This window comes from Pseudoruminococcus sp. (assembly GCF_047012705.1).
Lineage (GTDB): Bacteria > Bacillota > Clostridia > Oscillospirales > Acutalibacteraceae > Pseudoruminococcus.
On the sequence record NZ_JBKXNW010000010.1, the window covers coordinates 55,689 to 77,452 of the forward strand.

The window sequence follows — 21,764 nt, forward strand, 5'->3', positions numbered from 1 at the left end:
TAATTACATTTTATTAATTAGGGTTAGGGTTTTGTCACCTCTATTGCTCGATAATTTAATTTGAGCCTGATAGAAATTTAAAAATCACGCTCAAGTTTTTTCAAAGGCTTGCAGGGTAGAGAAACAGTGTCCCTCGCAGGCTTTAAGGTCAGCGTCCTCAGCATAGAAAGGTTTATATAATGGCTTCTGAACAAAAGAAAAGATTGCTTTATCTCAGAGAATATTTACTTAAATATACAGATGAAGAACACGCTCTTTCTCGAATAGAGATAGAACAGATTTTAGCTGAAAAAGGCTTTGAATTTGGCAGAAAGACTTTTTACGACGATATTAACGCTCTTAAAGAGAGCGGAATGGATATTCTGAGCACAAAGTCTGACACGGTTAAATATTATGTCGGTAATAGAGAGTTTCAGCTTTCGGAGCTTAAATTATTGATAGACGCTGTTGGCTGTTCGAGATTTTTTACACTCAAAAAAACAGAGGAGCTCATATCTAAGCTTGAATGTCTGACAAGCATTTATCAGGCGGAATTGCTTAAAAGGCAGGTTTTTGTGAAAAACCGTGTTAAAAGTATGAATGAAACCATCTACTATGCGATAGATACAATTCATAATGCGATAAATCTTGATAGAGCGGTAAAATTCAAATATTTCAAGTGGATAATTGACGAAAATAATAAACCGGCAATGGCTTTTAAACATCAAGGAAGCTTCTATGAAGTTTCTCCTTGGGGAGTAAGCTGGAGCGACGGAAATTATTATCTTATAGGCTTTGACCATAAGGACCAGATTATTAAACATTTCAGAGTTGACAGAATGAGAAACACTACTGTTTCAGACAATGCTCGGATTAAGAACAATGATTTCAGGGAGTTTGATATAGAAAGTTATTCCTCAAAAATCTTTGGAATGTTTGGTGGCGAGGAATGTTATGTTAAGATGAAAATTCCGAGCAGATTGGTTGATGTTTTTGTTGACCAATTCGGAAGCAGTCTTGATATATGCGGAAATTATGATGATTACTATGTTGTCGGTGCAAAGGTCGCTGTCAGCAGACAATTCTTTGCATGGCTTTTGGGACTTTCAGAACCTGTTGCAATAGTTTATCCTCCGGAAGTAAATGAAGCAATGAAAAGCTTTATTGAGGATATTAAGTGTTAATAAATTGTAATGTTACAATTATGTTTATTGACATGAATGAGATGTGGAAGTATAATAAATTTGCGTAATAATGTGCTGTTTTACTGACAGATGTTGATAGTTGGGAAAATGGGAGGAAATTATAAATGAAGAGAATTTTAGCAGTATTGCTTTCAGCTATGGTTTTGTCATCTGTTGCGATGCTTTCTGGTTGTAAGGATAATGGAAATGGTTCTGCTACAGAATCAGTTACAGAATCAAAATCTACAAATAATGCAGTAGCAAGTAAGGAAAAATTTGCTACACTTTCTGCTGAACTTGAGGCATATAAATCACAGCCAAAATTTAATGCCACAAAATCTATTGACGCAAAGAAAATCTCTAAAAATAAAAAAATAGCGGTTATTTCAGATTCAAACAATAATACCTATTCATCTTATATCTCACAGGAATTAAAGTCTGTTGCAAAAGAAGTGGGCTTTAAGGATGTACTTATTTACGATACTGACGGAACATCAAATTCTCATATTTCTGCACTTGAAAATGCCGTTTCTGACCAGTGCTCAGCTGTAATACTTATCGGAAATATCAATAAAGACAAAATTTCTCTTTCTATTGAAACAGCTCAGGCAAATGGTTTAAAAATTATAAGCCTTGATAATACACAAGTCGGCACAAAAGACCACTTTGTAGATTCAAGCATAACAACCGACTATGCAGCAGAAGCTAAAGCATTGGCGGACTATGCTATTGTTGAAAAAGAAGGTAAGGTTAATGCACTTCTTGTAACACCATCAGATGTAAGTTATGCTGATGAGATAAAAAAGGCTGTCACAGACGAGCTTTCAAAATATTCAGATGGCTACTGCACAGAACTTTCAATAGAAAGCTCAAATACAGCAGTAAATATTTCTGATGCAGTAAAGAAAGCTTTAGAGAGAGATACAAATATTAATTGCGTTATTGTTCTTCACGACAATATGCTTAAGGATAGCGTTGACGCCCTTGAAATGACGCAGGCTATATCAAGAGTAACACTTCTTGCAAGGGGCGGAAGCACAGAACTTTTCACACAGGTTCAGAATGGTAATGTTGCAACAGCTATCAGCGAAAGCTATGAGTGGACTGCTTATAATGCTGTTGATTATGTTCTTAGAGTACTTAATGGCGAAGATAACCCCGAAACTCCAAATATCCCATTTATGATGATTTCATATGATAATGTCAAAAAGCTTGAGAATAGCGAAAATTCTACAGAGTCTTCAAGTGATGAAGAAAGTTCTAATGAAGAAACAAACGACGATACTCCACTTATAGAAAAGATGTTCACAAAGACCTTCAAAAAGCAGTATCTTAACCTTTGGGGCTTAGGAGAAAATTCTGAGGATTCACAAACAGAATAATAAATAATATATTTAAGGGGAAAACCTCTTTTGTAGGTTTTCCCTTTATTTTAAGGTTAGAAAGGAAGTAGATTATGGATTGGACAGAAATTATAGCCGAGGTTGCCGCTAAAGATGTTGAGCGTGCAGAGAATATCGCAGTTATGACTGTTCCCTATGGAATATATATTGAAGATTATAGCTCGCTTGAAGAGGAAGTTCTTGAAATAGCAAAGATAGACCTTATTGATGAAGAACTTCTTGCGAAAAATCGTGAAACTGCAAGAATACACATATATATAAGCCCTGAGGATAATCCTGCTGAGGCAACAGCTTTTCTTGAGGAACGTTTTCGTGCAGAAAATATCAACTTTAAGATTCTTACGGATAAGTGCGATGTTGAGGCTTGTCTTGATAATTGGAAGAAGTATTTCTATCCGATAGAAATTGGTGAAAAATTGCTTATTCGTCCTGTATGGCGTGACGACTACGACCCTAAGGGCAGAACTGTCCTTCATCTTGAACCCGGCATTGCTTTTGGAACAGGTACTCACGAAACAACTCGCCTTTGTCTTGAGGCTCTCGAAAAATATGTTAATGATGGAGCAACCGTTCTTGATGTTGGTTGCGGTAGTGGAATTTTGGCGGTTGCATCACTTTTACTTGGTGCAAAAAATGCAATCGGCATAGATATCGATGAGCTTGCGGTTAAAGCTTCAGTAGAAAATGCTGAAAGAAATGGTGTTTCTGAGAGATATACAGCTATTCACGGCAATCTGGCTGATGAAGTAACCGGAACATATGATATAATTACAGCAAATATAGTAGCTGATGCAATTATTATGCTTTCGGGCGATATAGAAAAGCATATGCACAAGGACACCGTTTATATTATGAGTGGAATAATAGATTCTCGCCTTGAAGATGTTCTTTCTGCCTTACCAAAAACACTTAAAATCATTGAAACCCGCACAGACAAGGGTTGGTATTGCTTGGTTGCTAAATTGATTAGCAACGCTGAATAATTATTTTTAGTTTTGCTGTTAATTTGGCAAACATAGTCTACTATTACATTTCTTGTATTTTTAATTCTATTTTGACATTATATTATAATTAACTGTGATAAAATGTATATTATATTAATTTGGAGGAATGATTGCTTTGAAAAATAACAAAAATAAATCTACCCGTAAGAAAAATACAGGAGGATTAATCTTCTCCGCTATACTTGTAACTGCATTTTTAATTTGCTCATACTTTTTCATGAATATGATTGACAAGGTAGGTCAGGTTTGGCTTCGTGCATTGCTTTGCATAATTGTTTTCGTTTTGTTTGGACTTTTTCTTTTCTATGCAACCCGTGTTGGTGATGGCAAACAGGTTATAAGATTTTCTCCTGCCACTCTCATAATTATGGATTTGCCTGCACTCTATATAATTCTCGCGGCTTTGATAAGCCAGCTTCCTCTATCAGCAGAAATTGTTTCATGTTCGCCTATCATATATCTTGCGTCTATCGTTCTTGGATATGGCATTCCATATACTTTCCTTAGCGGATATGAGATAGATAATTCTGATTCTGTTCAGCAAGATACAAACACAATAGACGATGAAATTAACGATGATGAATTTACTGTTGAATCTGATGGCAGCAGCGAAATTGTTATTCATGACGATGATGATGACGATATAAACACTGATTCTGAAAATGATAACAGTGAAGATAAGGAATAATTTATTCCCTTTGTTAAGAATAATAATATTTACCTTAGGGGGTAAAGTAGATGTCTGAAGAATGTACACACGATTGCAGCTCGTGTTCTGCAAATTGCGAATCTCGTGAGAAAGAAAGCTTTCTCGAAAAACTCAATGAATATAGTAGTGTTAAGCATGTCATAGGAATAGTAAGCGGTAAGGGTGGAGTTGGAAAATCACTCGTAACCTCTACACTTGCCGTTATGTTCAATAGAAAAGGCTATAAAACCGCTATACTCGATGCTGATATTACAGGTCCGTCAATTCCAAAGGCTTTTGGTATTAAAGGAAGGCTTATCGGTGGTGATAAAGGACTCGAACCAGCAACAAGCGAAACAGGAATAGAAATTATCTCTGCTAATCTCATACTTGATAATGAGAGTGACCCGATTGTTTGGCGTGGACCTATGATAGCAGGTGCAGTTAAGCAATTTTGGGGTGAAGCACATTGGGATAATATCGACTATATGTTTGTGGATATGCCGCCAGGGACAGGCGATGTTCCGCTGACAGTTTTCCAGTCTATTCCGCTTGACGGAATCATTATAGTAACTTCTCCACAAGAGCTTGTCTCTATGATTGTAGAAAAAGCTGTTAAAATGGCTAAGATGATGAATATTCCGATTTTGGGCGTTATTGAGAATATGAGCTATCTTGAATGTCCCGATTGCGGAAAGCGACTCTATCCTTTTGGTGAAAGCAAGCTCGATGAAGTAGCCAAAACTTATGATATTGATATTCTTGCAAGATTCCCAATAGATTCGGAGTTTGCAAAAATTTCTGATAACGGCAGAATAGAGACTGTTATAAATGAGCCGGCCGATGAAGCGGCGAATATTATAGAAAAGAAAATTTCTAAATAAGTAAACTAATAAACTACAATAGTAGCATAATCTTACTTAGGGTGATTGAAATGGTCTGCACAAAATGCGGAAAATCCATAGAAAAAGGGCGTAAATACTGTGGCTTCTGCGGTGCGGAGGTCAGCGAAGCTGAAACCAAACCAAGTAAAAGGCACACAGTAATTCTCGCCATAATAAGTGTGCTTGCCGTTTTATTTATAACGACAATGGTAATTATTATGTGCATGGACTTTTTTCCTAATCAGAATAGCTATACAATGGTTATAGAGAAAGAGCTTAATGCTATTCAGGAAATAGACGTCAATGAATATATGGAAATTTTGCCAAAAGATTATATAAATTACACTTTAAGTACAAATAAAAATTATAAAAAATACGATGATATGGTTCTTGATTGTGAAGATAAGCTGTGGCAAGAAAATCGCAGCAATAAAAAGAAATATGGAACGGATTTTAAAATTGTTTATGAGGTACAAAGCGAGGTACTTTATAAAGACGAAAAAAGTCTCACAAAACTTACTAATGAATATAATAATAAATATGGTTCTACAGCAACAATAGAAGAAGCTGCTAAAGCAACTGTTATAACAGAAGTTAAAGCTGCTAATGCAGAAAAAAATTCAACAAGCTCAGAAATGTGCTTTATAAAAATAGACGGTACTTGGTATCTTGATATAGATAATATTACCGATTTATTATCGCTATAAAATTCATAAATTGCTCCGTTTTTATGTAAACGGAGTTTTATTTTTACATAAAAACGGCTTAAAATCTGTGATTCCAGATTTCAAGCCGTTTTGTATTGATATAGTATTACATCAAAAGTTGTTAATCGTTATTATCTTTTTCTATCTTGCGTTTTTCAATGTGTGTATTAACAAGCACATCAGATGAATCTATAAGTGTGAGCTTTGCGTTTTCATCATACTTATACGGCTCTGTTGCACCATGCTTTTTATATGAAAAATAAATGCAGATACACACAATCAAGGCAATTACAAAGCCAGAACCAATCCCCATTGCAAGATTCTTTCCGAGAGATTTATCTTCTGAACTTTTGGATTCATAAATTTGAATCTCTTGAGTTTCTACTGCTTCGTTATCTGTAATTTCGCTAACAGAAGCTTCTGCTTCAGTCGGAATAGCTTCCTGCTCATATGCAAAACAGCTTATTCCCGCAAAAAGCATTGCAACCATAAGTACCGCTATAAGTACGGAGGATTTTTTTAATATATTTCTCATAGACAATACCCCAATCCGAAAATTATCGCACTAAGCACTACGAATAATCCTGCTCCGAAAAGTGCAAGCTTTCCGAGTGAGCATGGCAATTCACCATAGGTCTTACCTGTTTGACCATTTATAGCAAAAATCTTTTGCTTATCCTTATATGTATAGGTCATAAGCCAAACCGGGAAAAGTGCATATTTCCAATCTTCCTGAACTGTATTCATATGAATATTGTCGAGGGTTACGCTGTCATACTGTGACATTGTGTCCTTAAATATTTTCTTTGAGTATTCGAGAAGTTCCTTATCAACCTGCTCCTGAACATCTGCCCTCTCTGTATCACGCTTTTCAGCTTGGAAACCTGAAAGATAAGACATAGAGAAATCGGTTAAGGCCTCATTATCGTAAGGATTGACGAATTTCATCATTTGGTGGTCTTCCTTACTGAGAGCTGACTGTGGGAACTTATGGAAAGCTATATTACCCATTCTTGAAATAGAATAAGTTTTTGTCTCTTTATACTCATAATCGCCTGAACGCCATGTTCTGTATTTTTTACCGGTAGCGTTGCAAGAACCTGCTTTATCTGAATCTACAAGCCAATATGGATAGTAGACGCCTTTCATCTTGTCTATGTGTGCGTCCGAAACAAAATCCCTTGGCAAGAACCACTTTTTCTTGCACATAGCATAGAATTTTTCTTTTGCATCTTTTTCTGTAAAACCAAACGGAATAACAAGATTGGGTTTCATATTGCCTGCAAGTCTGCCCGAAAGAACGACCGGACTATGACAATATACGCACTCGGTAGCCGCTGTTGTTTCGTCTGTGACAATCTCCGCACCGCAGTTCGGGCAAGAGAAAAGCACACCGCCAAAACCAAATTCATTGTCTTCGGCTTGAGTTTCATCAACCTTGTTAGCTTCGTCGTTAAGCTCCTCATCAAGCTCGCCGAAATGGTCTTTAAGTTCCTTTTCAGTAAAGTCACTTCTACAGTATTCGCAAGAGAACATCTGCTTTGCAGGATTAAATTCAAGTGGACCGCCGCAGTTTATACACTTATATGCAACTGTACTCATAAGCTTTACACCCCGCCGATTAAGGCAGGGCTACCTACCTTCCATTAAATTTTAGCAAAGCATTAAATCATATCGCTTTCATTGATTGGGTCGCCGCAGTTCGGGCAGAACTTTGGAATAGGACCGCTCATATCAGGCTCGTATCCGCACTTGTCGCACTTGATCTTCTTTGGCTTTTCTGGTTTTTTTGTTCCGCAGTTAGCACAGAATTTTCCAGTATTCTGGCCTCCGCATTCAGGACAAGTCCATGGACCATTATCAACAGGAGCTGGCTTTGGCGAGCCACATTCTGCACAGAATTTGCCTGTGTTGCCGGTCTTACCGCAAGAACAAGTCCAACCTTCTGCTGCTGGTGCAGGAGTTGGTTCTGGAGCAGATTGTTGCTGCTGTGGCTGTTGAGGTTGTGCCTGCTGCTGTTGTTGCTGATAAGCAGCCTGCTGTTGAGCTTGTTGCTGTGCCTGCTGTTGCATCTGCATCTGCTGCATATTGTTGTTAGAAGCAGCACCCATAAAGTTACCGCCTGCATTCATACCAATGCCCATACCCATAAAGCCAGCCATAGAACCATTTGCGTTGCTACCGGCTGCCTCAAGACCTCTTGCGACAGAACCCTGTACATAACCTTCTCTGATGGTTGCGTCCTTGAGCATAGCACCCTTGTTGCGTTCTGTAAGAATCTTCTTTGTTTCGTCGTCGTAGGAAACTGTAACACCTACATCGCCGATAACGATACCACGGTCTCTTCTCCAGGATTCATAGAGGAGGTCGGAAATTGTACTCTTGAGGAGGTCTCTGTTAGCTCTTGTGCTTATCTGAGAAATTCTTACATTATTAGCAGAAATTTCTGTGAGAGCCTGCTGGAGAGCATCAAGGAACTCCATAATGTAGTTTTCGTTGATAAGGTCACCAATATCGACAGCCTCATTGTTTGTAACAGCAGATGTCGGAATAACCTTTTTATAGAATTCGAGTGGGTTTTCTGTAAGTGCGATTGAGAATTTACCAAAAGCACGAACATTCAAATCCATGTCGTAAACACCATCATAATAGTTGATAGGTGTCTTTGTACCGAAGTTAATACCAGCCATTTCAGCAGTATTTATGTAGAATACCTTCTGAACACCAGGAGTTGTACCGCCAAATTTGATACGGTTAAATGTTTCTTTAACGCTTGCACCAAACTGACCATTAAAAAGTGATGGCAAGGAGGAGTTATCAACCTTGAAGTAACCAGGTTCAGCTGTGTAGTCAACAATAGCGCCGCCGTCTACGAGAATCATCATCTGATGCTCATAAACATGAATGATAGAACCGTTGGAAACTGTGTTTGAAGTACCCTTTGTATTGCTGTTACGCTTATCATTTCTGCCCTGTGGAACTGATACACCAGGTGCAAAGACAGTTCTCATATCCATTTCTGACGGTTCGATAACCTCCAACCACGAATCAGCAAGACCGCCGCCGATTGCATCAATAGTTGCTCTGATAATACCCATAATAAAACATCTCCCATTTAATAATATTTTTTAGTTTGCGTATTTAGTTCTTTTATATCGTTGAAGCTCCAGCTTCTGATATTTATTTCTTTAACGCCAGAACCGCAGTATTCACAGAATTTCGTTCCGAGTTTTTTAATCGGAGCACCACAGTTAGGGCAAGAAAGACTGATTGAAAAGTAGAAACCTGCCTGTTGCATCTTATCAGGGTCCTGAATATAGACAAGCTCCTGAGAATAGACCGTCTGTCGTTTCAGAGATTTATCTCCGCCTACAACCTTACCGGTTTCATCTGTGATAAAATTATAAAGTCCGACAGCCGATTCAAGTGTGATTACACAATAGCCCCTTTTGGTTTCATAATTGGCTATTTCGGTTTTATGTATAGTGACCTCGTCAAAGTGTTGAGTTCTATTCATAGATTCGAGGTCTGAAATAATTCCCTGAACCTTATCCTTAATGCTGTCCGTCGCAGAAACAGCTTCAAGCTCTTTGAGATCTTTAGCTTCTATTGAATTAAAATATGCACGAAGCATATTTTCAGCCTTTTGGCGAAATTGTGCATAATCAAACTCCGGAAAATCTCGGCTTATTGCAGGCAAAAGTGCATTTGTCATAGCATGAAGAGAGCGAGGAGTTTCTGCAAGACTTTCTTTTGTTTGTTTATATCCCTCAAGCAAGCTGTCTGTTCCGAAAGCCTGTCGAGAAAAATCTTTTATTTTTCTCTTTACTTTATATGTAATAACTACTCCAATTATCAATAAGGCACATACTATGCCAAGAAATATCCATGCACCGGTACTGATATATATCACCTTCATAAATTCATTATAGCAGTCTATTAAACTAATTTTTGAAAGATTAATTTAGAAAATAGTCAGCCGCAACACTTTGCTAATATATTATACCGTAAAATTTGTATAATTTCAACTGTTTAACAAAATTATAATAATATTTACAAATAATGAAATAAATAAAATGTAAGATTTTGTCCCATATGAAACCAATTAATTGCTAATCGCTATTTTGAATAAGCTTAAATCTAAAAATTTTAATAAATACATTAAAAATAGAGCATATATTTGGCTATCATTAAAAATGATTTTTGCCATTTATATGCTCTATTATTTAATTTTCCGTAATCTTGTTAAAAAATAGCTGCCAAATAATGATATGTACCCTCTTTGCTGGACAAAACCAGTAAGGAGGGTTATTTTTATGCGTTATAGTTATGAGTACAAAAGAAATGCCGTAGAATTATATCGACAGGGTCAATGGCCTGATACACCAGATGGTCTAAGCACTAAGGCGTTTCATATAACAGTTCGTAAATGGGTTAGAATTGAGGATGCATGTGGTCCTGATGCATTAAGACACAAAGGGAATAACAAAGAATGGACTCCAGAGGAACGTTATGCCTTAGTTGCACGTGTTTTGGCTGGTGAATCTAACAAATCTGTTGCATTTTCTGCAGGAATAGGTGATGGTCTATTATATCAATGGGTTCACAAATATATGATTTTGGGATATAATGGTCTTGTAAATTGTAAGAAAGGTCGTCCCAAAAAGAATCTAGATATGAAGAAGATTAATTACAATAAGCCAAGGAAGTTAGAAGAATCAGAATATGAAGAATTAGTTAGACTTCGTGCCGAAAATGAATATATCAAGACAGAGATTGAAGTAATAAAAAAAGAGATCGCCTTGAGAGAAAAAAAGGAAGCTGCGCATCTCAAGGCGAAAAAGCGGCAATAATCAAAGAACTCAGAGAAAAAGGATATCAATTAAAGTATCTTCTTAAAGCTATGCAAATGGCTAAATCCACTTACTACTTTGAGCTTAGCAAAGAAGATGTTATTGCTGTAAAAAATGCGGATTTGGTTAAAGAAATCGAAATTATCTTTGAACAAAACAAATGCAGATATGGCGTTAGACGTGTCTACAGAGAACTACGTAATAGAGGCTATGAGGTGAATCACAAACGAGTACAGCGCATTATGCACGAAACTAGAATGATAGGCAAGCGTCCAAAGGAGAAATATCATTCTTACAAAGGTGAAATTGGAAGAATTGCTAGCAACATAATAGATAGAAATTTTACTGCCGATAAACCACTTCAAAAGTGGACAACCGATATATCTCAGTTCAATTTTTCTTGGGGTAAATGTTATTTGTCTCCAATACTTGATATGGCAACAAATGAAATAATATCTTATGACATCTCATTAAGCCCCAATATGGAACAAATAAAAAGAATGCTTGATCAAGCATTTAGAAGTTTCCCAAATGTAACTGGATTGATTTTTCATTCAGATCAAGGATGGCAATACCAGCACACTTACTATCAGAATTGTTTAAAAGAACATGGCATTATCCAGAGTATGTCACGAAAGGGCAATTGCTACGATAACTGTATTATGGAAACATTCTTTGGTAGGATGAAGAATGAAATGTATTATGGGTACGAAAATGCTTATAAAACATTTGATGAGTTTGCAAAAGCTGTCAAAGAATATATAGATTATTACAACAATAAAAGAATTCAGGCAAAAACAAAATGGATGCCTCCTGTACAATACAGGAAGACATCCATGTGTTCAGCTTAATTTATAAATATGTGTCCAGAATTCTGGGTACATATCATAATTGGAGGCTATTTTTCAGAGTAAATATACACCGGTTTATAATACAAAATAATTATACCACTTAACTGCGGAAATAATCTCCCGAAATTAATCATCAAAAAGTTCTTTTAGCTTTTCAAAAAAGCCCTTGCGTTTCTGATAATTTTTATCACTTGCAGCAGCTTCAAACTCCTTGATAAGCTCTTTCTGTTTAGCATTTAAATTCTTAGGAACTTCAACAGTAACACTTACATACTGGTCGCCTCTGCCCCTTGTATTAAGATGTGGTATACCCTTGCCCTTAAGCTTGAAAATATCACCGGGCTGTGTTCCTTCGTGAACCGAATAAGTAACCTTACCGTCAAGAGTAGGAACTGTAACCTCGTGTCCGAGAGCAGCCTGTGCAAATGTAAGCGGAATCTCGCACCAGACATCGTCACCCTTGCGCTCGTAAATTGGGTGTGGACGAACATTGATATAAACATGAAGGTCGCCTGATGGACCGCCATTTATACCGCTATTGCCATGACCACCAACATTAAGAACTTGGTCGTTATTGATACCCGCCGGAATATTAACCGAAACTGTACGCTTTGTACGAACTCTACCTGTACCTGAACAGGTTTTGCAAGGAGTTTCTATAATCTTTCCTCGGCCCTTACATCTATCGCAGCTTCTTGAAGTCTGAATTACGCCGAACGGAGTACGCTGACTAATCTTAACCTGACCAGAACCACCACAAGCCGGACAAGACTTAGGAGAAGTACCCTTTTGAGCACCTGTACCGGAACAATCCTTACAAACTTCGATATTCTGATAAGAAACCTCTTTCTTACAGCCCTTAGCTGCCTCCTCAAACGAGATAGTAACAGAAACTTCCGTATCTGCTCCTCGTCTTGGAGCATTTGCGGAGTTTTGCGACCTTCCTCCGCCAAAACCACCAAAGAAGCTATTGAATATATCGCCGAGGTCTATATCCTGACCAAACGGACTTCCGCCGCCTGATGCTGCGCCCGCTCCATAGCTTGGGTCTACGCCTGCAAAGCCAAATCGGTCATAGCGAGCACGCTTTTCCTTATCAGAAAGAACCTCATAGGCTTCGTTTACCTCTTTAAACTTCATCTCGGCTTCCTTATTATCAGGATTAAGGTCGGGATGATATTTTTTTGCAAGCTTTCTATAAGCTTTTTTTATTTCATCATCAGAAGCACCCTTTTGAATTTCGAGAACTTCGTAATAATCTCTTTTATCTGCCAACGATTATCACCTCAGTAAAAATTAAAGCACAAAACACTGCGTATCATTATATAATAATTAAAACTATTTTTCAATTAGTTTTAGGGAATATAGTGAACTTTTTTTTGCAGTAAGCGGAGTGCTTCCGCCTTAGGATTTATCCGCAGTAAAGACATTTTAATCGGAATATATAAATCAAATAATCCAATTCAGATATAATTCTTTTATTGCAAATACAAATAAGTATTCCTCTCATTCAGCACAATGCGAGCAGAGCATAAAACCGCCCTGCCCGCTCTGCACTAAAATATATTTAAGAGAGGATTTCGTATAATTAAATTACTTGTTGTTATTGTCGTCAACATCTTGGTAATCAGCATTGTAAACATTGCCATTACCGTTGTTGCCAGCAGCGTTGTTGTCGCCTTGTGGAGGAACAGCACCGCTTGCCTCGGCAGCCTTATAAATTTTCTCAGAAACAGAATACATAACTGTCTTGAGTTCTTCTGATGTAGACTTAATCATATCGCCGTTATTTTGTGAGAGAGCTTCCTTAGCTGCAGCAAGCTTCTGATTAAGAGCATCCTTATCAGCAGGGTCAATCTTATCGCCATTCTCGTTGAGGAGTTTTTCTACTGAATATACAAGGTTTTCTGCGTCATTCTTAACATCAATTTCTTCACGACGCTTCTTATCCTCAGCAGCATACTTCTCAGCGTCCTTAACAGCTCTGTCGATATCTTCCTTGCTCATATTTGTGTTAGATGTGATAGTGATATGCTGTTCTCTGCCTGTACCGAGATCCTTAGCAGAAACATTAACGATACCGTTAGCATCAATATCAAAGCTAACCTCGATTTGTGGAACACCTCTCATAGCAGGTGCGATACCATCAAGTTTGAAAAGACCGAGCTGCTTGTTATCTCTTGCGAACTCACGCTCGCCTTGGAGAACATTAACCTCAACCTGTGTCTGATTATCAGCAGCAGTAGAGAAAATTTGGCTCTTCTTTATTGGAATAGTTGTGTTTCTCTCAATAATCTTTGTCATAATTCCGCCCTGTGTTTCAACACCAAGTGAAAGAGGTGTAACATCGAGGAGGAGAAGACCTTCAACATCACCGCCGAGAACACCAGCCTGAAGTGCAGCACCGATAGCAACGCACTCATCAGGGTTAATACCCTTGAATGGCTCTTTGCCGATAAGTCCCTTAACAGCGTCTTGAACAGCAGGGATTCTTGAAGAACCGCCAACCATAAGAACCTTGTCTATTTCGCCAATAGAAAGACCTGAATCGGAGAGAGCCTGACGAACAGGACCCATTGTGCTTTCTACGAGGTCAGCAGTAAGTTCGTTGAACTTTGCTCTTGTAAGAGTAAGGTCAAGGTGCTTAGGACCTGTTGCATCAGCTGTAATATATGGGAGGTTGATAGCTGTTGAGGTAACGCCTGAAAGCTCAATCTTAGCCTTTTCAGCTGCTTCCTTCAATCTCTGCATAGCCATTTTATCGCTTGAAAGGTCAACGCCTGATTCACTCTTAAAGCTTGAAATAAGCCAATCCATAACTCTCTTATCGAAGTCATCACCGCCAAGACGGTTGTTACCAGCCGTTGCGAGAACTTCCTGAACGCCGTCACCCATCTCAATGATAGATACATCGAATGTACCACCACCGAGGTCATAAACCATAACCTTTTGGTCTGTTTCCTTATCAATACCATATGAAAGAGCAGCAGCAGTAGGCTCATTGATGATACGCTTAACTTCAAGACCGGCAATCTTACCTGCGTCCTTAGTTGCCTGACGCTGTGCGTCTGTGAAGTAAGCAGGAACTGTGATAACAGCCTGTGTTACTGTATCTCCGAGATATGCTTCTGCATCAGCCTTAAGCTTTTGAAGAATCATAGCAGAAATCTCTTGTGGAGTAAAGCTCTTGCCGTCAATGTTTACTTTATAAGCAGTACCCATTTCTCTCTTGATAGAGGAGATTGTTCTATCTGGATTTGTAATAGCCTGACGCTTAGCAACCTGACCTACCATTCTTTCACCATTCTTAGCGAAAGCTACGACAGATGGAGTTGTTCTTGCACCTTCAGCGTTAGGGATAACGACCGGTTCGCCGCCCTCGATAACAGCTACGCAAGAGTTTGTAGTACCTAAGTCTATACCGATTGTCTTTGCCATAATAAAAAACCCCTTTATGATTTATTTTTTTAATTTAAAATATTGTTAAGGGCTTTGCCCTTAACACTCACCAAAGGCTCTGCCGTAGGTGACTGCCTTTGGAAACTGCGAGCCTTTAAAAAGGCTCGAACGAAACTTTTAATTATCGTAAGGGCAAACTGTGTTCGCCCACTCGGTAGTTTCCCCGACCGCGTCAATTATCTTCCTACGCTCACTACGAGCGATTCCGCGTCTTGTCCTGTGCGGTCACGCACTCAACACACGACTTGAACCATTGCGTGGCGAATGATTTTATCACCGATTTTGTAGCCCTTTTGGAATACTACTGCAATCTGATTTTCTTCAAGCTCCGGGTCCTCAACCTGTGCAACAGCATTGTGAATCTCAGGGTTGAACTCGTCACCTCTTGCACCATATTCCTCAACATTCAACTTCTTGAGTGAATCCTGCATCTGAGCCATAATCATCGTCATACCCTTAGTATGCTCATCATCAGCACCATTTAATGCTTCAATAGCTCTTTCAAGGCTATCAAGAACAGGAAGTATAGTCTTTATTGCGGCTGCTGTCGCATCATTATAGATGTTTGATTTCTCACGCTCAGTACGCTTTCTGTAATTATCATACTCAGCGGCAGTTCTCATAAAGATTTCTTTTTGCTTATCAAGCTCTTCCTTTAAGCCGTTGATTTCCTCCTCATATTTAGCCTTCTGAGATTTTGAACCTTTGGAGGATTTCTTCTTTGATTTTTCATCTTTCTTTTCTGTTTCGGAGGTTTGAGCCTCGTTTACAGTTTCGGAAGCTGTATCTTCCGCAGTTGTATCTTTCTTTGGCAAGATAATTCTCCTCTCTATCCATTAAGAAGTCCGCTCAACATTGTTCCCACAGTGTGAGCAAGATATTCTGTATTAGCTATAGTTTTTGAATAATTCATTCTTGTAGGACCTATTACTGCTATCGCACCCGAGCATACATCTGAAACATTATATTTCGATATAATCAAGCTCGCCTCCGAAAGCTCAGGTATCTTAGTTTCTTCGCCGATAAGAACCCTTGTAGGTTCATCGCTGTCATTCAACAGCCTTGTAATATCGTTTGTTCGGTTAAGAAAATCGACTGTCTGTCTTGCACTTTCAAAGCTGAACTCCGGCAGGAAAAGCAATTTGCTTTGTCCCTCAAGAGCGATATTCGTAGTAGCGGCATCTCTCGCCGCATCGTGAATAGCAATAAGTGCATTCGGAACAATCATAGAAAGCTCACCAAGCGAAATCGCAGCCGATTGTATAAATGCAGGCGTAACATCTACAAGCATCGTACCTTGAAGTTTATCATTCAAGGCGTTATCGAAAAGGTTCAAAACTTCGTCATTAACGACGAAATCACATCTGAAAAGCCTTGTTCTTACCATACCTGTCGAGGTTATCAGCACAGCCATAGCTGTGTGATTTCCTGTCTGAACGAATTTAACTCGTTTGACATAAGCTCTGTCAGCAGGCGGAGATGTTACAGCGGCAGCGTATCTTGTAATATCCGAAAGAATCTGCGCCGCCTCGCTGAGGAGGTGTTCAGGAGCGTCTGAGTGGAGTAAAAGTGAATCTCGAATAGCTCCTTGTTCTTTCGGGCTTACAGGCTTAACGCTCATAAGCTTATCTACATAAATTCTATAACCGAGGTTTGTTGGCACTCTGCCCGAAGATGTATGAGGCTGTGTGAGCAAGCCAAGCTCAGCAAGCTCTGCCATATCATTTCGGATTGTTGCGGACGAAACATTGAAATCAAGTCCGTCACAAAGTGTTTTCGAGCCGACCGGCTCGCCAGTGCCGATATACGAATCCACAATAGCCTCAAGAATTTTCAGCTTTCTGATTGCAGGCTGCATATCAATCACCTCTTGCACAATTAAGAGTTATTTACTTTATTAGCACTCTTGTGCATCGAGTGCTAATCTATATATAAATTTACCACTATTCCCCGCAAATGTCAACACCTAAATTGTAAACGATTTATAAACGAGGGAATTTTTTGAAAAAAGTTGGCAGATTTCCCCTAAGACAATTAAATTTTAGGTCAGGCCTTTTTAAAAGCTTGCAAGGTTGAGGAACGGAGTCCATAATGGGTTTTAATGGCAACGCCCTTAACCTGTCTTGCCCCCCTTAGGGGTGAACTTAGTTCGCCCCTAATTTCCATTAGTAAATAAAGGCGGACAAAGTCCGCCCTCAGGAGTAAATAATGTTAAGAGAGTCGCCCTTAAAACTCACCAAAGGCTCCGCCTTTGGAAACCACAAGCCTTTGAAAAGGCTCACACGAAATTTTTAAGTTCTTGAACTCTTGTAATTTAGTAGGAAAGAGTCGTAATATTACGCTTATATCTATTTTTGTCAGTGATTTTTCAGTTTTATGCTTTCAATTTATTATGTTTACTGTTATAATAACGGAGTAAATATGCTTAAATAGAGAGAAATCTAAAAACAGGGGGATAATTTAAAATGATAACCGTAAGTAATGTAGCACTCAATTTCAGTGGTACAAATCTTTTTTCCGATGTAAACCTTAAATTTACACCTGGCAACTGCTATGGAATAATCGGTGCTAATGGCGCAGGAAAATCAACTTTTCTAAAAATCCTTTCGGGAGAACTTGAACCATCTAAGGGCGAAGTAATTATTCCCGAAAATACCCGTATGTCCGTTTTAAAACAAGACCACTTTGCATTTGACGATTATACAGTCCTTGATACTGTAATATATGGCAACAAAAAACTATATGATATAATGAAAGAAAAGGACGCTATCTACGCAAAGTCTGATTTCACAGACGAAGACGGTATTCGTGCATCTGAGCTTGAGGCTGAATTTGCCGAACTTAACGGCTGGGAGGCAGAAAGTGACGCTTCAAAACTCATTCAGGGCTTAGGACTTTCCGAAGATATACTTTATGCACAGATGAGCACACTCACAGGTAATGAAAAGGTTAAGACACTTCTTGCACAGGCACTTTTTGGCAATCCTGATATCATACTTCTTGATGAGCCTACAAATAACCTTGATGTTCTTGCGATAAGCTGGCTTGAGGATTTTCTGCTTGATTACGAGGGAACTGTTATCGTGGTATCTCACGACAGACACTTCTTGAATACAGTTTGTACTCATATTGTCGATATAGACTATACAAAAATTAAAATGTATGTTGGCAACTACGAATTTTGGTATGATTCAAGCCAACTTATTCAACAGATGATTAAACAACAAAACAAAAAGGCTGAGGAAAAAATCAAGGAATTGCAGAGCTTTATCGCACGATTCTCCGCAAACAAATCCAAATCAAAGCAGGCAACCTCCCGTAAGAAGCTGCTCGATAAGCTTACTGTTGAAGAACTTCCTGCATCAAGCCGCCGTTATCCTTATGTAGGCTTTACTCCTGACAGAGAGGTTGGCAAGGAAATTCTTACAGTAGAGGGACTTTCTAAAACTCTCGACGGCGAAACTATGTTCGAGGACATCAGCTTCAGAGTTGAACGCACAGACAAAATTGCATTTATTTCAGAAAATGAGCTTGCCGTAACAGCTCTCTTTGAAATTCTTATGGGCAATTCCGAGCCTGACAGCGGAACTTTTAAGTGGGGAATCAGCACAAGTCAATCATATTTTCCAAAGGATAACAGCTCATATTTTGACGGCTGTGAGCTTTCTATTCTCGATTGGATTCGTCAATACGCAAAGGATAACGAACGCACAGAAACTTATTTAAGAGGTTTTCTTGGCAGAATGTTATTTTCAGGTGAAGATGTATTCAAGCCGGTTAATGTTCTTTCCGGTGGCGAAAAGGTTCGTTGTATGCTTTCAAGAATGATGATGTTCGGCTCTAATGTTCTCGTCCTTGACCAGCCAACAAACCATCTTGACCTTGAATCTATTACAGCTGTAAATAAGGGCTTAACAAACTTTAATGGAGTAGTTCTGTTTACATCACATGACCATGAATTTATATCAACTGTTGCGAATAGAATTATTGTTATCGAGAAAGATGGCATTAAGGATATAACATCAAGCTATGATGAATACCTCGAAAAGAATAAACTAACCCGTACAGATAAATAAGTTATTATTAAAACTTTAATTATCTTAGATAAGTGCAGTTCGCACTGTAATTTGCTATAAAAACATTATAATAAGGGGTGAAATTATGAAATCAGATGAATTTTTGAACTTATACAGAACTCTTGAAGAAGTTCTTAGTGAGAAATACAGTGACAGAACACGCAATTATGGCAGTGTCGTCGTACAATTTATGAACGACGCGGAAGGCAGACAATTTAAGGATAAGCTTAATCTTTGTCGAGAAATCCGCAATCTTCTTTCCCATCACCCAGAAGTGAATGGTGAAAGCATAATTGAACCCTCACAGGCTATGCTTGATATTCTCAACGAGGTTATAAACTATGTAAAGCGTCCGCCGCTCGCAATAAGCTATGCAACACCTTTCGAGAATCTCTTAAAAGCGTCTTTAAACAACAATGCTCTTACTGTTATGAAAAAAATGGAACGCAGAGGTTTTTCTCATGTTCCAGTGCTTGAGGATAGAAGATTTATCGGAGTATTTAGCGTTGGTACACTATTTATGTATATTTCAGATAGCAATTCAGTCGAAAATATCGAAAAAATGGAAATTGGTGATTTTAGAAAATATCTTCCGTTCGAGGCTCATACTACCGAGCGTTTCAGATTTATTCCCGAATCTACAACCGTAATCGAGGCGAAAACCGCCTTTGAGCAACCACAACAGCGTTCACGCAGACTTGCCGCCCTTTTCATAACAGATAACGGCAGTCAAGGCGGACGACTTCTCGGAATGATAACCCCCTGGGATATACTCAGGTCATAATATAACCCCCTAAACAATTATTTCGTTTAGGGGAGTTCTTTTTATATTTAGATTTCTCGCCATTTGTTTTTCGCTAAACTAATATTCAAATGCAAAAATTTTGTAAGAGAGTTGTCAATTACTTGATATAAGTATAGACATGCATAAGTATATATTATATAATAAATAAAAATATTCTTGGGAGTGTTTGTTATGAGAAAAACAAAAATGATAATTTCTATATCTGTTATGGCAGTAACATTACTTAGTGCAAGTGTTATTGTATTCGCTAAAACAACAGAAAATAAAGAAACTGAAATTGCTTATATCGAACCATCAAAAAATAATAAAGTAATTTCGAGTATAAACGATGTAGAAATACCTGAAAAATTCAAGGACTTTAAGCAAGATTCAAGCGAGGATAAAATCAAAGCTAAAATAGCTGATAAAATAAGTAATTCATCTGAAATTGAAATACCTTACGAAGAAGATTTAGAGGCAAATTGTAATCATGGAAATTATATCGAAAATGAAGATGAAAGCAATAAAAATGACCTCAAGGCATACGAAATTCTCAGCAAATATAAAGGTGCTGAATATGCACGAACTGATTTTATAACTGATTATGAGTTAGATTTAAGCTATATGAGAGAAATGGTAAAGCTTATGGAAAGTGGAAAACTTTCTAAATCAGAGGAAGATATTTTGCACAAATATGTTTCGAGAAGAGCATATTGGATAACTGATAAGTCTGTTAGTGCAGAATTTGAAAAGTGGATGCTTGGATAATAGGGGGATTATATGAAAAAGCTTGCATTTCCTATTCTCCTTTTGTTTTCAGTCTGTATGCTTTCAGCTTGTTCTAAGCCTTCTCAGGAATATATAGTGGAAAATACGGATTATGCGTATATGAATAATGAAAGCAACGAAGAATTACAATCAAAATGTGAGGATAAAGAACAGATTGAAACAGCAAAAAGAATAATTAAAAACTCTGAAAAAGCATTTAAAACAAGCTTACAGGAAGCGTCTAATTATGATTTTGGAACTTGCTCAACTTATTGTCCAGATGAATCTGTTTTAAAAAGAAGTGAAAACATAGACCTTTCTATTGAATATATTAATACTAAGCAAGATAGCGACAGTGGTTATATATGGATTAAATACTCTGTTGACTACTATGACAAAGCAGGCGAAATAATTTGTGGTCGTCACGATGCCGTTGCAAGGTGGGAAATAAAAGAGGACGGCTCTGAATGGAGGGTCATTAAAATAACAGAAGCATATTAAAACAAAACCTCAGTCAGATTTCCGTGATGTTCTTAACGGAGAATTGCGGGCGGTATGTAACCGGAAGGTATTAAGCCTTCCGGTTACTGCTTTTTTTACGGTTTTTCCTCGGTACATATACGGTCTGGAACCGCATTCGCCGCAGTAGAGCGCTGTAACCAACCGTTTTGTGTTTGAACCATACTTTCGGTGACGCTTTCCTTTTTTACAAGTACCGTTTTTTCGAAATTTATAATTACTACGTCCACCGTCTTTTTATCTATACAACATTCCTCGGCAATCAGCCGCCGTGACGGAATAATCTTTTGACTTTAATTTGTAATTGTAGATGCGCAGGACGACCATTAAAAATTCTTATTTTCCTCCTACAGTTGTGTTCGATTGCAATTCTACCCGAATATTGTTTTTGTATACTTGTCCCTGAATATCACCGCATAGTTGCTCCGCTCCTGTCATCGCAGAGTCATATTCCATTCGGACGGTCATTCAATTATTAGTACCGAAAAACAAAAAGAGTCGATACACAGCATACCAAAATTCGAGATAAACTCTCGTTTTGATGAAACTATGTATCGGCTCTGAAATTCAAAACCGTTGTCTGCAAAACCCGTTCCGACAGGCAG

20 protein-coding genes are annotated in these 21,764 nt (G+C 38.2%); 12 read left to right on the forward strand and 8 right to left on the reverse strand.

What is annotated here, in order from left to right; genetic code table 11:
- The first annotated feature begins 179 nt into the window (after positions 1–179).
- The 6 genes from ACLU24_RS10610 to ACLU24_RS10635 all read left to right on the forward strand — a co-directional run bounded on the left by ACLU24_RS10610 (position 180) and on the right by ACLU24_RS10635 (position 5,849).
- Positions 180–1,163, forward strand: a complete 984-nt coding sequence (locus tag ACLU24_RS10610; RefSeq protein WP_412612524.1) for a helix-turn-helix transcriptional regulator — start codon at positions 180–182, stop codon at positions 1,161–1,163.
- Positions 1,164–1,288: 125 nt separating this feature from the next.
- On the forward strand, positions 1,289–2,545 hold the full coding sequence (locus tag ACLU24_RS10615; RefSeq protein ID WP_412612526.1) for a sugar ABC transporter substrate-binding protein: 1,257 nt from the start codon (positions 1,289–1,291) through the stop codon (positions 2,543–2,545).
- 74 nt (positions 2,546–2,619) lie between these two features.
- Positions 2,620–3,549, forward strand: coding sequence for a 50S ribosomal protein L11 methyltransferase (gene prmA / locus ACLU24_RS10620; protein WP_412612528.1), 930 nt, complete (start codon positions 2,620–2,622; stop codon positions 3,547–3,549).
- A 136-nt stretch (positions 3,550–3,685) separates the two neighbouring features.
- Entirely contained in the window at positions 3,686–4,258 is a 573-nt protein-coding gene (locus tag ACLU24_RS10625) for a hypothetical protein (protein ID WP_412612530.1), read from the forward strand.
- Positions 4,259–4,308: 50 nt separating this feature from the next.
- A complete protein-coding gene (locus tag ACLU24_RS10630) occupies positions 4,309–5,142 on the forward strand; it encodes a P-loop NTPase (RefSeq protein ID WP_412612532.1) in 834 nt (277 codons plus the stop codon).
- A gap of 50 nt (positions 5,143–5,192) precedes the next feature.
- The gene (locus ACLU24_RS10635) at positions 5,193–5,849 is read left to right on the forward strand and encodes a zinc ribbon domain-containing protein (RefSeq protein ID WP_412612534.1); all 657 of its coding nucleotides are present in this window, start codon (positions 5,193–5,195) and stop codon (positions 5,847–5,849) included.
- A 121-nt stretch (positions 5,850–5,970) separates the two neighbouring features.
- Here the strand turns inward: ACLU24_RS10635 and ACLU24_RS10640 are convergent, their stop codons facing one another.
- The 4 genes from ACLU24_RS10640 to ACLU24_RS10655 all read right to left on the reverse strand — a co-directional run bounded on the left by ACLU24_RS10640 (position 5,971) and on the right by ACLU24_RS10655 (position 9,762).
- A complete protein-coding gene (locus ACLU24_RS10640; RefSeq protein WP_412612536.1) occupies positions 5,971–6,384 on the reverse strand; it encodes a hypothetical protein in 414 nt (137 codons plus the stop codon).
- Positions 6,381–7,451 carry a TFIIB-type zinc ribbon-containing protein gene (locus tag ACLU24_RS10645; RefSeq protein ID WP_412612537.1) on the reverse strand — a complete coding sequence of 357 codons (1,071 nt, stop codon included), beginning with the start codon at positions 7,449–7,451 and terminating at the stop codon, positions 6,381–6,383. The genes ACLU24_RS10640 and ACLU24_RS10645 overlap by 4 nt, the downstream gene beginning before the upstream one ends.
- 62 nt (positions 7,452–7,513) lie before the next feature.
- Entirely contained in the window at positions 7,514–8,947 is a 1,434-nt protein-coding gene (locus tag ACLU24_RS10650; protein ID WP_412612538.1) for an SPFH domain-containing protein, read from the reverse strand.
- 17 nt (positions 8,948–8,964) lie between these two features.
- Positions 8,965–9,762, reverse strand: a complete 798-nt coding sequence (locus tag ACLU24_RS10655; RefSeq protein WP_412612539.1) for a TIM44-like domain-containing protein — start codon at positions 9,760–9,762, stop codon at positions 8,965–8,967.
- Positions 9,763–10,165: 403 nt separating this feature from the next.
- Between ACLU24_RS10655 and ACLU24_RS10660 the strand changes: the two genes are divergently transcribed.
- Together ACLU24_RS10660 and ACLU24_RS10665 are read left to right on the forward strand one after the other, a co-directional pair.
- A complete protein-coding gene (locus ACLU24_RS10660; protein WP_412609989.1) occupies positions 10,166–10,702 on the forward strand; it encodes a helix-turn-helix domain-containing protein in 537 nt (178 codons plus the stop codon).
- Positions 10,702–11,553, forward strand: coding sequence for an IS3 family transposase (locus tag ACLU24_RS10665; protein ID WP_412610340.1), 852 nt, complete (start codon positions 10,702–10,704; stop codon positions 11,551–11,553). Before ACLU24_RS10660 ends, ACLU24_RS10665 begins: the two co-directional genes overlap by 1 nt.
- 126 nt (positions 11,554–11,679) lie before the next feature.
- On the opposite strand, the gene dnaJ is transcribed toward ACLU24_RS10665, so the two are convergent.
- The 4 genes from dnaJ to hrcA all read right to left on the reverse strand — a co-directional run bounded on the left by dnaJ (position 11,680) and on the right by hrcA (position 16,870).
- Positions 11,680–12,828, reverse strand: a complete 1,149-nt coding sequence (gene dnaJ, locus ACLU24_RS10670) for a molecular chaperone DnaJ (RefSeq protein ID WP_412612541.1) — start codon at positions 12,826–12,828, stop codon at positions 11,680–11,682.
- Positions 12,829–13,146: 318 nt separating this feature from the next.
- Entirely contained in the window at positions 13,147–14,991 is a 1,845-nt protein-coding gene (gene dnaK, locus ACLU24_RS10675) for a molecular chaperone DnaK (RefSeq protein ID WP_412612542.1), read from the reverse strand.
- A 254-nt stretch (positions 14,992–15,245) separates the two neighbouring features.
- Entirely contained in the window at positions 15,246–15,827 is a 582-nt protein-coding gene (gene grpE, locus ACLU24_RS10680) for a nucleotide exchange factor GrpE (protein ID WP_412612543.1), read from the reverse strand.
- A 14-nt stretch (positions 15,828–15,841) separates the two neighbouring features.
- Positions 15,842–16,870, reverse strand: a complete 1,029-nt coding sequence (gene hrcA / locus ACLU24_RS10685) for a heat-inducible transcriptional repressor HrcA (RefSeq protein WP_412612545.1) — start codon at positions 16,868–16,870, stop codon at positions 15,842–15,844.
- 607 nt (positions 16,871–17,477) lie between these two features.
- On the opposite strand from hrcA, the gene ACLU24_RS10690 reads away from it, so the two are divergent.
- The 4 genes from ACLU24_RS10690 (at position 17,478) to ACLU24_RS10705 (ending at position 21,141) form a co-directional block, all read left to right on the forward strand.
- Positions 17,478–19,088, forward strand: coding sequence for an ABC-F family ATP-binding cassette domain-containing protein (locus ACLU24_RS10690; RefSeq protein ID WP_412612546.1), 1,611 nt, complete (start codon positions 17,478–17,480; stop codon positions 19,086–19,088).
- Between the two features lie 85 nt (positions 19,089–19,173).
- On the forward strand, positions 19,174–19,872 hold the full coding sequence (locus tag ACLU24_RS10695) for a CBS domain-containing protein (protein WP_412612548.1): 699 nt from the start codon (positions 19,174–19,176) through the stop codon (positions 19,870–19,872).
- Between the two features lie 192 nt (positions 19,873–20,064).
- The gene (locus ACLU24_RS10700) at positions 20,065–20,640 is read left to right on the forward strand and encodes a hypothetical protein (protein ID WP_412612549.1); all 576 of its coding nucleotides are present in this window, start codon (positions 20,065–20,067) and stop codon (positions 20,638–20,640) included.
- Positions 20,641–20,652: 12 nt separating this feature from the next.
- Positions 20,653–21,141: a hypothetical protein gene (locus ACLU24_RS10705; protein WP_412612550.1), complete on the forward strand. Its 489-nt coding sequence runs from the start codon at positions 20,653–20,655 to the stop codon at positions 21,139–21,141.
- Positions 21,142–21,764 lie beyond the last annotated feature (623 nt).